The 12,472-nt window shown below is 71.3% G+C and carries 13 protein-coding genes; 7 read left to right on the top strand and 6 right to left on the bottom strand.

The genetic code is table 11. From position 1 onward, the window contains the following. Positions 1 to 3: 3 nt before the first annotated feature. Positions 4 to 1,065 carry a hypothetical protein gene (locus VF330_RS13550; protein ID WP_330851917.1) on the bottom strand — a complete coding sequence of 354 codons (1,062 nt, stop codon included), beginning with the start codon at positions 1,063 to 1,065 and terminating at the stop codon, positions 4 to 6. 61 nt (positions 1,066 to 1,126) lie between these two features. Here VF330_RS13550 and VF330_RS13545 point away from each other — a divergent pair, with 61 nt between their 5' ends. Further along, on the top strand, positions 1,127 to 2,302 hold the full coding sequence (locus tag VF330_RS13545; RefSeq protein ID WP_330851916.1) for an 8-amino-7-oxononanoate synthase: 1,176 nt from the start codon (positions 1,127 to 1,129) through the stop codon (positions 2,300 to 2,302). Here the strand turns inward: VF330_RS13545 and VF330_RS13540 are convergent. Beyond that, positions 2,256 to 2,714, bottom strand: coding sequence for a GNAT family N-acetyltransferase (locus tag VF330_RS13540; RefSeq protein WP_330851915.1), 459 nt, complete (start codon positions 2,712 to 2,714; stop codon positions 2,256 to 2,258). The genes VF330_RS13545 and VF330_RS13540 overlap by 47 nt on opposite strands. A 13-nt stretch (positions 2,715 to 2,727) precedes the next feature. Next, positions 2,728 to 3,462 (bottom strand): serine protease, encoded by a 735-nt coding sequence (locus tag VF330_RS13535; RefSeq protein ID WP_330851914.1) that lies wholly within the window; start codon positions 3,460 to 3,462, stop codon positions 2,728 to 2,730. Between the two features lie 148 nt (positions 3,463 to 3,610). On the opposite strand from VF330_RS13535, the gene VF330_RS13530 reads away from it, so the two are divergent. Next, a complete protein-coding gene (locus VF330_RS13530) occupies positions 3,611 to 4,219 on the top strand; it encodes a LysE family translocator (RefSeq protein WP_330851913.1) in 609 nt (202 codons plus the stop codon). Here VF330_RS13530 and VF330_RS13525 read toward each other — a convergent pair. From VF330_RS13525 to VF330_RS13515, 3 genes are read right to left on the bottom strand one after another with little or no spacing between them, the layout of a single operon-like run. Next, complete coding sequence (locus VF330_RS13525) at positions 4,191 to 4,661, bottom strand: GNAT family N-acetyltransferase (protein ID WP_330851912.1); 471 nt, start codon at positions 4,659 to 4,661, stop codon at positions 4,191 to 4,193. The two genes, VF330_RS13530 and VF330_RS13525, sit on opposite strands and share 29 nt — an antisense overlap. A gap of 24 nt (positions 4,662 to 4,685) precedes the next feature. Then, positions 4,686 to 5,465 carry a serine protease gene (locus VF330_RS13520; RefSeq protein WP_330851911.1) on the bottom strand — a complete coding sequence of 260 codons (780 nt, stop codon included), beginning with the start codon at positions 5,463 to 5,465 and terminating at the stop codon, positions 4,686 to 4,688. Positions 5,466 to 5,480: 15 nt separating this feature from the next. Next, positions 5,481 to 6,503: a M48 family metallopeptidase gene (locus VF330_RS13515; protein ID WP_330851910.1), complete on the bottom strand. Its 1,023-nt coding sequence runs from the start codon at positions 6,501 to 6,503 to the stop codon at positions 5,481 to 5,483. A gap of 69 nt (positions 6,504 to 6,572) precedes the next feature. Here VF330_RS13515 and VF330_RS13510 point away from each other — a divergent pair, with 69 nt between their 5' ends. The 5 genes from VF330_RS13510 to VF330_RS13490 are packed head-to-tail and all read left to right on the top strand — an operon-like array spanning position 6,573 to position 12,468. Then, positions 6,573 to 7,469: an alpha/beta hydrolase gene (locus tag VF330_RS13510; protein WP_330851909.1), complete on the top strand. Its 897-nt coding sequence runs from the start codon at positions 6,573 to 6,575 to the stop codon at positions 7,467 to 7,469. 34 nt (positions 7,470 to 7,503) lie between these two features. Then, positions 7,504 to 9,378: an ABC transporter ATP-binding protein gene (locus VF330_RS13505; RefSeq protein WP_330851908.1), complete on the top strand. Its 1,875-nt coding sequence runs from the start codon at positions 7,504 to 7,506 to the stop codon at positions 9,376 to 9,378. Beyond that, a complete protein-coding gene (locus tag VF330_RS13500; RefSeq protein ID WP_330851907.1) occupies positions 9,375 to 10,007 on the top strand; it encodes a CatB-related O-acetyltransferase in 633 nt (210 codons plus the stop codon). The genes VF330_RS13505 and VF330_RS13500 overlap by 4 nt, the downstream gene beginning before the upstream one ends. After that, a complete protein-coding gene (locus VF330_RS13495) occupies positions 10,004 to 10,546 on the top strand; it encodes an AAA family ATPase (protein WP_330851906.1) in 543 nt (180 codons plus the stop codon). Before VF330_RS13500 ends, VF330_RS13495 begins: the two co-directional genes overlap by 4 nt. 41 nt (positions 10,547 to 10,587) lie before the next feature. Next, complete coding sequence (locus VF330_RS13490; protein ID WP_330851905.1) at positions 10,588 to 12,468, top strand: patatin; 1,881 nt, start codon at positions 10,588 to 10,590, stop codon at positions 12,466 to 12,468. The last annotated feature ends 4 nt before the right edge of the window (positions 12,469 to 12,472 follow it).

Raw genomic sequence — 12,472 nt, 5'->3', positions numbered from 1 at the left:
AGGTCAACGCCTCACGGCCACCGACTTCGGCGCGCGGAACGACAGCAGGTGCAGCCACTCCGGTTCGGGACCCGCCAGCTCCAGCGCCGGCTCGTGGGAGGCCACCGTCCGCAACGTCACCGCGGCCTCCAGCCGGGCCAGCCCGGCACCGAGGCAGAAGTGGCGCCCGTACCCGAACGCCAGGTGACGCGGGTCGGTCTCCTCACCGGTCAACACCAGCACGAGCTCCGCACCGGCGGGCACGCGCACACCGGACAGGACCACCTCACGCGCGGTCAGCCGGCGCCACGTCACCACGGGCGTCTCGGTCCGCAGCACGTGCTCCACGAAGTCCTCAGCGACACCGGGCGACGGCAGCCGCGCCCACAGCGCGCGGTCCTGCAGAGCGCGGCGCAACGCCGTGGACAGCAGCTGGGTCGTGGTCTCCTGCCCGGCGATCAGCAGGAAGTAGCAGAGACCGGCGGAGTCCTCCGCGGACACACCGGCGTCGGCCAGCGCGCGGAACAGCTCGCCGTCCCGCGCGTGGTAGCGCTTGACCAGCCACTGGTGGAACTCGCCGACGTCGTCGACCAGCTCCAGCTGCCGTTCGCGCGAGAGCGAGCCCCAGAAGAACTCGAGCGACCCGGAGCTCCACCGCTTGAGCGCCGGGATGTCGACGTTCTCCAGGCCGAGGAGCTCCACCAGCACGATCGCGGGCAGGTCCCAGGCGAGCGAGCGCACGAGATCCTCACCACCCAGCCGTTCCACGACCAGGGACCGGATGCGAGGCTCCGCTGCGGCGACGCGGGCCGGCGTGAAGAACGACGCCACCAGCCTGCGCAGCCGGGCGTGCGACGACGAGCCGTTGTTGGCCAAGGTCGGCGGCAGCGAGAAGCGGGCCCTGACCAGGGTGCGCAACGCGGCGGGCACGACCGGCGTGACGGCGGTCAGCGCGTTGTCGGGCAGGAACGTGACCGGGTCGGCCAGCACGGCGCGCACGTCGTCGTGGGCGGACACCACCCAGCGGCCGTCGACGAACTGCACCGGCGAGGTGAGTTCGGCGCGCGTGAAGGTGAACAGGTCCACGAGCCGCACGCTAGTGGGCGGATGGGAGACTCAGGCGGTGACCGTGAGCACAACCGAGGCAGTGTCCACCGACGGTGAGGCGACGTTCGACTGGATCGACGTCCGCTCCGAAGCGCGGGCCAAGGCGGGTCTGACCCGGCGCGTGCGCCCGCGCAAGGCGGGCTCGACCGATCTCGACCTCGCCAGCAACGACTACCTCGGGCTCGCGAAGGACAAGCGCGTCGCCGGTGCCGCGGCGGCCGCCACGCTGAAGTGGGGCGCGGGCTCGACGGGATCGCGCCTGGTCACCGGGTCGACGGAGCTGCACAACGAGCTGGAGTTCGAGCTCGCGAACTTCTGCGGCGCGCAGTCGGCGCTGGTGTTCAGCAGCGGCTACATGGCGAACCTCGGCGCGGTCGCGGCGCTGTCCGGTCCCGGCACGGCGATCGTCGCCGACCAGTACATCCACGCGTCGCTGATCGACGGCACGCGGCTGTCGAAGGCCGACGTCGTCGTCGCGGACCACTGCGACGTCCGCAAGGTCCGGCACGCCCTGGAGACCCGCGGCAAGCGCCGCGCGATCGTCGTCACGGACTCGGTCTTCAGCGTCGACGGCGACATCGCCCCGCTGACCGAGCTGCACGAGGCGTGCCGCGCGACCGGGGCGGCCCTGGTCGTCGACGACGCGCACGGGCTCGGCGTCGTCGGGCCGGGCGGACGGGGCGCGGTGGCCGAGGCGGGCCTGATGAGGGCGCCGGACGTCGTCACGACGCTCACGCTCAGCAAGTCGCTCGGCTCCCAGGGCGGCGCGGTGCTCGGCCCGAGCCGCGTGATCAAGCACCTGATCGACACCGCGCGCACGTTCACCTTCGACACCGGTCTCGCGCCCAGCAGCGCGGCGGCGGCGCTCGCGGCGATCAGGATCCTGCGCGAGGAACCGGACCGCGCCGAGCGCGCGCTGACGGTGGCGCACGACCTGAGCAACCGCCTGAAGGAAGCCGGGTTCCAGGCCAGCACGCCCACGGCCGCCGTGGTCAGCGTGCGGGCGCCGGGCCCGGAGCAGGCGGTCCGCTGGGCGGAGGCCTGCCGCGCGAACGGCGTGGTCGTCGGCTGCTTCCGGCCGCCGTCGGTGCCCGACCAGGTCAGCAGGCTGCGGCTCACCGCGCGCGCCGACCTGACCGAGGCCGACGTCGAGCGCGCGGTGCGCGTGATCAGGGAGTGCGCCGCATCCGCAGGTGTGGAATCCCGTCCTCGATGAACTCCTCGCCCTCGGCCACGAACCCGAACGACGCGTAGAACGGCGCCACGTACGTCTGCGCGTCGAGCACGCACGGCGCGGCGCCGACGTCGGCCAGCGCGGCTTGCATGAGCCGGCGGCTGAAGCCCCGGCCGCGGGCCATGCGGGCGGTGACGACGCGTCCGATGCGGAACGCGCCGCCGGGTTCCTCCAGCAGCCGCAGGTACGCGAGCGGGTCGTGCGACCCGTCCGCCTCCAGCCAGAAGTGCCGGGTGCCCTGGTCCAGGTCGCGTCCGTCGACGTCGCGGTAGACGCAGTTCTGCTCGACGACGAAGACGTCCTGGCGCAGCCGCAGGATGGCGTAGAGCTGGCCGGGGCTCAGATCGAGGCCCCACTGCCGCCGCAGGGTGGCGGGAAACGGTGTGGTTCGCACCGAACCTTGGATATCAGAAGCCCAGAGCGGACCGGTAGTGAGCCAGCCTGGTGTAGACGCCCGGTTCATCGGGACGCGCGCACCCGCGGCCGAACGACACGACGCCCGCGAGCCTGCCCCGCACGACCAGCGGACCGCCCGAGTCGCCCGTGCACGCGTCACGGCCACCGCGTCCGGCGCACAGCATCGCGCCCGGCCGGTAGTCCGGCTCCTTCAGCGAGCACTCCTGGTCGGACAGGACCGGCACCGTCACCTTGCGCAGCGTCATGGACGGCGGGGCGTTCTCGGACGTGCGGCCGTAGCCGAGCACCACGCCGTCGTCGCCGGCCTCGCCGAGCGCGATCGTCCGGTACGGCAGCGCGCGGCCGAGCGTCAGCACCGCCACGTCGTCGCCCCGGGTGACCTCGCGGTAGTCGGGATGGCGCCACACGCCCGCGACCGGGGCATCGACGCCCTCGTCCTTCACCCGCAGGTCGGTGCGGCCGGCGACCACGCGCAGCTGCTCGGGCAGGCGCTGGTTGGCGCCGATGACGCCCTTGTTCGTGACGCAGTGGGCCGCGGTCACGACCTTGTCCGGGGCGACCAGCGCGCCGCCGCAGATCAGCTGACCGTCCGTGGTGGTGATCGCCACAACCCACGGGGTGTCCGCCACCCGCGCGGGTGTCCCCCCGACGATCGCATCGGCCGTGGACCCGCTGTTGACCAGCGCGATCACCGCTACGAGCACGGCAACTCGCTTACCCCTCACGGACCACTCCTCGTTGCACCAGGTGGACGATCGGTCACCAACGGTAGCGATAGCGCTAGGACGGCGTCAAAACCGGAGATTCTCGTGTTAGTGTCGCGTCAGGCCGTAGATTTTTCGGTCATTGTTGCAGATCACGGGGGTATGTACGGTGTTGTTCGACTTCGGCCAGGTTCCGGCCTTCCTCATCGCGTGCGCCGTCGTCATCGTGACCCCCGGTGTCGACGCGTTCCTGCTGCTGCGCACGTCGCTGCGCTCGGGAACCCGTTCCGGACTGCTCGCGCTGGGCGGCATCCACGCGGCCGCGGCGGTCCAGGTCGCCCTGGTGATCTCGGGCCTGGGCGTGCTGCTCGCGCGGTACCCGGTGGTGCTCACGGCGTTGCGCTGGATCGGCGCCGCCTACCTGCTCTACCTCGCGGTTTCCATCACGCGGGGACTGCTGCGGCGCTCCGGTGGCGAGCCGGAGGAGGTCATGAGCGACCGGCCGTTCCGGCAGGGCTTCCTGACCAACATCACGAACCCGAAGATGATCCTGTTCTCGCTGGCGTTCCTGCCGCAGTTCATCGGATCGGGTGAACCGGCACCTCAGCTGACGATGCTCGCCGCCGTGTTCCTGGGCCTGGCCGCGATCTGGGAGCTGATGATCGTGCTGGCCGCCTCGCGCGTGGCCGGGAAGCTCAAGCGGCCCGGCGTGACGACGGCGCTGGACGCGGTGTGCGCGGCCGTGTTCCTCACGATGTCCGTCGGTCTCGTGGTCTGACGCGCAGCCGCGGCAGCACCCGGCCGGGGATCGACCCCGACGGCGTCGCGCCGATCCGCTCGGCGCCCATCCGCAGGTAGAAGCCCTCGGCGAACGGCTCGGAGTCGATGTCGAGGTGCTCGAACCCGGCCGCGGCCGCCCCGGCCAGGGCGTGCTCCCACAGCACCCGGCCGAGACCGGTGCCGATCCGGTCCGGCCGCAGCCACAGGTTCCCGAGCTCGCCCTGCGGCGGCACGCCGTCGAGGCTGTAGAAACCCACCACCCGGTCTTCCAGGACGGCGACCACGACGTGCCGCTCCGCGACGTCGTCCGCGTGGAAGGTCAGCTCCTCGCGGACCGACTCCAGGAACGCCTCGTCGTAGCCCCAGTGCGCCTTGGCCGCCAGCGCCAGGTCGCTCAGCAGGCCCGCTTCGTCCGGCCTGGCTCGCCGCAGAGTCACCACGGCGACCAGGCTCGCACGTCCCGCCTACGGCTCGACAGTCGTGGGCGGCGCGTCGACGACGGCGTGGAGGTCCTTGGCGTAGCGGGAGATGCGGACGTACACGCCGGGCTTGCCCTTGCGCGCGCAGCCCTCGCCCCAGGACGTGACGCCGACGAGCTTGCCTCCCGCGACGATCGGACCGCCCGAGTCGCCCTGGCAGGTGTCGACCTTGCCGCCCTCGTAGCCCGCGCAGAACATGTCCGCCTTCACGAACTGCGGGTAGGTGCCGGTGCAGTAGTCGTCCTCCAGCACCGGCACGGTGGCCTGCAGCAGGTAGCGCGACGTCCTGCCGTTCTCGGTGGTGCGGCCCCAGCCGAGCGCGCGCAGCTCCGTGCCCGGCTCGTAGAGCGCGGAGTCGGCGAGCTCGGCGAACGGCAGCGGCGGGTACGGCAGCGCCCTGTGCAGCGTCAGCACCGCGACGTCCTCGCCCTGGTCGGCGGAGACGTACCGCTGGTGGATCCAGATCGACTCGGGCGTGACCGACACGCCGGACTCGCGGTCCAGCTTGTCCTCGCGGCCGGCGACGACCCGCAGCTCCTTCGGCGTGCGGCCCAGCGCGCAGTGCGCGGCCGTGAGCACCTTCGTGGGCGCGACGAGCGTGCCGCCGCAGAACTGGCCCCCGTTGTCGTCGGTGAGGAAGACGGCCCAGGGGTTGGCCTCGATGGAGGCGCGCTCGCCGCCGACGATCCTCACGTCGGCGTCAGCGGCGGCGACACCCGCGGAACCCAGCAATGCGGTCAGGACAAGCACCAGGAGTCGTCTCATGACTCCAGATGGTAGCTATTCCGCTGGTCCGTTCGGAGCAACCTTGTTCCAGACCTTGCTCGCGGCGCCCATCACGGACTCCCCGATGTCGTTGATCGTCTTGATCAGCGGGTCGACCGAGTTGTTCATCGACTCGCGGTAGGAGCGCGCGGCGCCCTTCACGTCCTCGGTGAGGTTGTTGGTCGGGTGGTCGTCCTCGCGGCGCACGTACGTGCCGGTCAGGATCTCCCGGTACTCCTCGCTCGCCGACCAGCGCTGCAGCGCCGCGGCCCGCACGACGACCAGCGGGTGCGTGCGCTCCTCGATCTGCACGAGCTTGAGCAGGCTGTCGCGGATGTCCTCGGCCCGCTCGTACTCCTTGGCCTGTTCGAGGAACGACGCGACGTCGACCTGGCCGCCGACGTCGCCCGCGAGCGCCACGTGCACGCGCAGCGCGGCCTGCGGGTCCTGGCAGGCGAGCAGGCCGGCCCGGTCGCAGGACAGCTCGGTCTTGCGCTGCCACTCGCGCAGCGCCGAGATGGCGGCCTGCAGGGCGATCGTCCCTGCCGGGACCCAGGCGACCGTCTTCGCCAGCTGGACGAGCCTGCGCAGGAGCGTGTTGTAGAGCGCGTGGCCCGACATCACGTGTCCCATCTCGTGGCCGATGACGAACCGCAGGGCCTCGTTGTCGAGGAGGTTGACCAGGCCGCTGCTCAGCACGATGAACGGCTTGTCGATGCCGTAGGTGTAGGCGTAGGCCGCGGCGGCGCGCTCGACGTAGAGCTCGGGCGCCTCCTGCACGTCGAACGCCGCGGCGACCTCGTTGCGGATGCGGTCGAGCTGCGGGTACTGCTTCGGACCCACCCGGACCGAGGAGGCCAGCTGCAGCAGGCGCTCACCCCGTTCGGAGAAGGCCCCTGCGACCGCCTTGAGGATCGGCGCCACTCCGGGCACCGCCCTCAGCACCGCGAGGGCGCCCCGGTCGGCGGGATGTTCGTAGGCGCGCGGGCTGATGCCCGGGAACCGCACCCTGGATGACTGTTCGATGTCCCCCGTCATGTGCCCAGGTTAGACACGATCCGGACAAGGCTGCAGGGATTCCGCGCGGGACCGTTGCAAACTTGCGCGGTGAGCAGCGACGAAGACACCACCGTTCTGCCGTTGCGCGGCGGAGCGTCAGCCACCCTGGTCCGCCGCCGTGCCGCGGCCAACGACCGGGGCGCGATCCTCTACGTGCACGGCTTCGCGGACTACTTCTTCCAGGAGCACGTGGCCGAGCACTACACGGCCCAGGGCTACGACTTCTACGCCGTCGACCTGCGCGGGTACGGCCGTTCGTTGCGCGACGGGGAACTGCCGAACTACACGACCGACATGTCGGTCTACTACGAGGAGATCGACGCGGCCGTCGCGAAGATCCGCGAGGAGCACACGCGCGTGGTGCTCATGGGGCACTCGACCGGCGGGCTCACCGCGTCGCTGTGGGCGCACGAACGCCGCTCGAGCGACCTCATCGACGCGCTGGTGCTCAACAGCCCGTGGCTCGACGTCGTCGAACCGCCGGCGATGCGGCAGGTCGTGAAGCTGGTCGGACGGGTCGCGCCCAAGGCGAAGATCCGCGCGAACCTCGGCGAGGCCTACGGGTCGGCGATCCACAGCTCGCGCAACGGCGAGTGGGACTTCGACCTGAGGTGGAAGCCGCTGGCCGGTTTCCCCGTGCTGGCCGGGTGGATCCGCGCGGTCCTCATCGCCCAGGAGAAGGTCCACAAGGGACTCGACGTGCGCGTACCCGTGCTGGTGCTGCACTCCGACAAGAGCATGCTGAACGCCCGCGAGTGGAGCGAGGACGTCGCGAAGGCCGACGCCGTGCTCGACGTCGAGGGCATGCGCAAATGGGGTCCGAAGATCGGGTCATCGGTCAAGGTCGTGGAGATCAAGGCCGGCATGCACGACCTGTTCCTGTCGCCGGAGCCCGTGCGCGCCGCGGCCCTCGCCGAGGTGGACGAGTTCCTCAAAACGGCTTGACCTCCTGATAGGTCGAAGTCCGAGACTGACCGCCATGAGCATCGACTTCAACCACTGGTACGCGCTCGAGAGCGCGATGCAGGACGAGAAGAGCCGCCGCGTGAGCCGGGCGACGCTGAAGCGCGTCGCCCGGTTCGCCCGCCCGCAGCGGCGCGCGGTCCTCGCCCTGCTGGCCACGAGCGCGGTGACCGCCGTGCTCGCCGTGGCGTCGCCGGTGCTGGCGGGCCGGGTGGTCGACACCATCTTCGCGGGGCGCGACTTCGGGCTGGTGCTCTGGCTGGCGCTGGCGATCGCCGGCGTGGCGGTGCTGGAGTCCGGTGTCTCGCTGGCGGAGCGGTGGCAGTCGGCGCGGGTCGGCGAGGACCTGATCCTGCGGCTGCGGCAGGCCGTCTTCGACCACGTGCAGCGGATGCCGGTCGCGTTCTTCACCCGCACCCGCACGGGCGCGCTGGTGTCGCGGCTGAACAACGACGTGATCGCGGCGCAGCGGGCGTTCTCCGAGACGATCTCCGGCGTCGTCACGAACGTGATCGCGCTGGCGTTGACGCTGGCCGTGATGCTGACGCTGTCGTGGCAGGTCACGGTGCTCGCGATGCTCCTGCTGCCGATCTTCCTGATCCCGGCGCGGCGGATGGGCAGGCGCCTTGCGTCGATGCACCGCGAGGCGGCGAACCTCGACTCGGCGATGACGACCCAGATGACCGAGCGGTTCTCGGCGCCGGGCGCGACGCTGATCAAGCTGTTCGGGCGGCCCTCGCTGGAGAGCGCCGAGTTCGGGGCGCGGGCGCGGCGGGTGCGCGACATCGGCGTCCGGTCGGCGGTGGCGCAGTGGCTGTTCCTGGTGGCGCTGACGCTGGTGTCGTCGCTGGCGCTCGCGCTGGTCTACGGCCTGGGCGGCTGGTTCGTGTTCGCGGGGCAGATGGCGCCGGGCACGATCGTGACGCTGGCGCTGCTGCTGACGCGGTTGTACGCGCCGTTGACCGCGCTGGCCGGTGCACGGGTGGACGTGATGACCGCCCTGGTGTCGTTCGAGCGGGTCTTCGAGGTGCTGGACCTGCCGCCGTTGATCGAGGAGAAGGACTCGCCGGTCGCCGTTCCGGACGGGCCGGTGTCGGTCGAGTTCTCCGACGTGCGCTTCGCCTACCCGTCGGCCGACAAGGTGTCGCTGGCGTCGCTGGAGGAGGTCGCGGCGCTCGACACCCGCGGCGGCGAGGAGGTCCTGGGCGGGGTGTCGTTCGTCGCCGAACCGGGTTCGCTGATCGCGCTGGTCGGCTCGTCGGGTGCGGGCAAGTCGACGATCGCGTCGCTGCTGCCCCGCCTGTACGACGCGGACTCCGGGTCCGTTCGCCTGTCCGGAGTGGACGTTCGCGACCTGTCGTTCGACTCGATCCGCCGGACCGTCGGCATGGTCACGCAGGACGGGCACCTGTTCCACGAGTCGATCGGGTCGAACCTGCGGCTCGCGGCACCGGACGCCACCGACGAGGAGATCTGGGACGCGCTGCGGCGGGCCCGGCTGGCGGACCTCGTGACGTCGCTGCCCGACCGGCTCGACACCGTCGTCGGCGAACGCGGCTACCGGCTCTCCGGCGGCGAACGCCAGCGGCTCACCATCGCGCGCCTGCTGCTGGCCAAGCCGCGGGTGGTGATCCTGGACGAGGCGACCGCGCACCTGGACTCGCGGTCGGAGGCCGCGGTGCAGGAAGCGCTGGTCGAGGCGCTGGCGGGCCGGACGTCGCTGGTGATCGCGCACCGGCTGTCGACCGTCCGGGCGGCCGACCAGATCCTCGTGGTCGATCGCGGGCAGATCGTCGAACGTGGTACGCATGAGGAGTTGCTGGCCCTGGAAGGCCACTACGCCGAGTTGTACCGCACGCAGTTCAGCGAAGAGCCGATCGGAGCGCCGTGACCATTCCCTCGCCCGACAACCTCTACCCGTTGCCGGACTACGCGCGAACGGTGCTCCTCAAGCCGTTGGTGAAGAACCCGCAGATCGAGGTGGGCGAGTACACCTACTACGACGACCCGCACCACGCCGAGGAGTTCGAGCACCGCAACGTGCTCTACAACTTCGGCAACGAGAAGCTGGTCATCGGCCGTTACTGCGCGCTGGCCGAGGGCGTGCGGTTCATCATGTCCGGCGCCAACCACCGCACGGACGGCGTGTCGACGTTCCCGTTCACGATCTTCGGCGGCGCGTGGGGCGAGAAGACCCTGGACATCGCGCTGGGGGCGCCGAGCCGCGGCGACACGGTGGTGGGCAACGACGTCTGGATCGGCTACCAGGCGTTGGTCATGCCCGGCGTGCGGATCGGGAACGGCGCGATCATCGCCTCGGGTTCGGTCGTGGTGTCGGACGTGCCGGCGTACGGGGTGGTCGGCGGGAACCCCGCGCGGGTGCTGAAGAAGCGCTACAGCGACGAGGAGATCGAGCTGCTGGAGCGGGTCGCGTGGTGGGACTGGCCGGTGGAGAAGGTGACCGAGCACGTCCGCGTGATCATGGCGGGGACTCCTGCCGAGCTGGCGGAGCTCGCGTGAAGGCGCTGCTGGTCACCGGTCCGGTCGGGGTCGGCAAGACGACGGTGGCGGAGGCGATCGGCGACCGGCTCGCCGAGACTCAGGTCCCGCACGCCGTCATCGACCTCGACTGGCTGTCGTCGTGCCGGCCCAGCCCCGCGGACGACCCGTTCCACCTCGCCCTGCAGCTGCGCAACCTCCGGGCCGTGGCACGCAACTACGCCGAGGTGGGGGTGCAGCGCATCGTCCTCGCCGGTGTGGTGGAGAGCTTCGCCGCGCGTGAGGAGTACGCGGAGGCGGTCGGCGCGAAGCTGAACGTGTGCCGGTTGAAGGCGGACCTGCCCGTCCTGCGGGAGCGGCTCGCGGCACGGCACCACGACGAGCCGGACCTGCGGTGGCACCTGAACCGCGCCGAGGAGCTCACGGCGCTCTTCGCGTCGTCGTGGATCGAGGACTTCGTGGTCGACGCCGGCCAGCCGGTGGCCGATGTGGCCCAGGACGCGATCATGGGCTGGCTGGTCGCGGAACGGTCTCCGACCCGTACGGCGGCGTCCGGGTGAACTTTCCTGGCGGTTGACAGTGCTCGCGCGATCATGAGCGCATGGAGTACGACCGCTACTGCGACCTGACCATGCGCGGAGGCACGACCAGCGGAGTCGTGTACCCGCTGGCCGTCGCGTCGCTGGCCCGCCACTACGAGTTCAAGCAGATCGGCGGCGCGTCGGCGGGGGCGATCGCCGCGGCGTTCACGGCGGCCGCGGAACGTGGTCGTGCCTCCGGCGGGTTCGAGAAGCTCGCGAAGCTGATCGACTGGTTCACCTCCGGCACGGGCGCCGACCAGTGGCGGCTGGCGCAGCTGTTCCAGCCCGCGGAGAAGACGCGTGCGCTGTACCGGATCGTCGTCGCGACCATGCAGAAGCGCGGGACGACCGGGCGCAGTGCGATCTCGTGCCTGTTCTTCGCGTTGCTCGGTGCCGTCGGGTGGCGGGCCAAGGCGGTGCTCGGGCTGATGGCGTTGCTGTGGCTGGGCGGCCCGGTGCTGTGGTCGGCCCTGCTGGCGCCGTCGGTCTACCCGGCCTGGCTCGGCGTGCTGGTGGTCGTCCTCGCGCTGGCGTGCCTGGCGACGGTGCTGTGGCCGTTGCGGTCGAGCCTGCCGTGGGCGGCCTGGGTCGTCGCCGCGGTGCCGCTCGTGCTGGGGCTGGCGTTCTCGCGGCACTACGCGACGGCGGCGGTCGTGCTGCTGGTGTGGCTGGTGCTGTCGCTGGCCGCGGTCAGCGCGTTGATCCTCGTCTACGGGTACGCGATGCAGAAGTTCCTGCGGGACAACGCACGCTCCATCCACTTCGGACTCGTGCCGGGCACCGGTGACTTCAGGGCGTCGTGGCTCGACCGGCTGGCGGGCGTGCCGAAGTCGACGGGCGTGCCGCCGCTGGCCGACTGGATCGCGGACCGGCTCGACTCGCTGGCGGGCACCGAGGAGGCGTTGACGTTCGGCGATCTCGGCGACGTCAACCTGGTGCTGATGACGACCGACCTGTCCGAGGGGCGGCCGTACCGGTTGCCGTTCAAGGAGACCTGGCAGTACTGCGAGGAGTGCCTCGGCTACGTGCTGCCGGGCCGGGTGGTCGAGCAGCTGAACGGCGCCGTCACCGGCGCCAAGTGCCCGCTGCACGAGCACATGCCGTTGCGCGACCTGCCCGAGCGCGAGCACCTCCCCGTCGTGCTGGCGGTGCGGATGTCGTTGTCGTTCCCCGGCCTGATCGCCGCCGTGCCGCTGTGCAGGGACGGGCGCGTGCACTGGTTCTCCGACGGCGGCATCACCAGCAACTTCCCGATCCACTTCTTCGACTCGCTGCTGCCGCGCTGGCCCACGTTCGGCCTGAGCCTGCAGCCCTACCCGGACGGCGACGCGAACGAGGTGTGGCTGCCGGAACAGGACGCCTCGACCTCCGGCACGCGCTACGCCCCGCTCGGCACGATGCCCGGCTTCCTGCTGTCGATCCTGGACACGTTCCTCGACTGGCGCGACACCATGCAGTCGGCGCTGCCCGGCTACCGCGGCCGCATCGCGCACGTCCGCCAGTCCGCCGACGAGGGCGGCTCGAACCTGTTCATGCCGCCCGCCACGATCCGCCGCCTGGCCCTGCGCGGCCAGCACGCCGGCGACCTGCTGCGCGAGCGGTTCCAGCAGCAGCGCAACACCGACCGCTACCGCTGGATCCGCCTGCGCATGGCCCTGCGCGAGTACCAGGAGCTCGGCGAGCAGGCCGCCGACCGCGACGCCCTGTACGACGAGCTGCTCGACCGGTTCGAGATCCCCGAGGCGCTGCACGAGTGGTTCCGCACTCCCCCGGCCGACGGCGACCCGTTCCGTGCGGAGATCGAGGTGGCGCTCGACCACGTCGGGCGGTTGAAGGCCGACGGGCCGTTCGACGGGGCTCCCCCGGTGGACCCGGATTTGCGGCTGACGCCACCGGAGTAGCGCG

Origin of the sequence: Lentzea sp. (assembly GCF_036380075.1) — a bacterium.
GTDB lineage: Bacteria > Actinomycetota > Actinomycetes > Mycobacteriales > Pseudonocardiaceae > Lentzea.
Note: the sequence above shows the minus strand (reverse complement) of the source record. Positions and strands in the feature narration are given on the sequence as shown.

Excerpts from the sequence above, each read along its gene's own strand:
- VF330_RS13505 (WP_330851908.1), top strand. The coding sequence starts at position 7,504 with ATGAGCATCGACTTCAACCACTGGTACGCGCTCGAGAGCGCGATGCAG.
- VF330_RS13515 (WP_330851910.1), bottom strand. The coding sequence starts at position 6,503 with ATGACGGGGGACATCGAACAGTCATCCAGGGTGCGGTTCCCGGGCATC.
- VF330_RS13520 (WP_330851911.1), bottom strand. The coding sequence starts at position 5,465 with ATGAGACGACTCCTGGTGCTTGTCCTGACCGCATTGCTGGGTTCCGCG.
- VF330_RS13490 (WP_330851905.1), top strand. The coding sequence starts at position 10,588 with ATGGAGTACGACCGCTACTGCGACCTGACCATGCGCGGAGGCACGACC.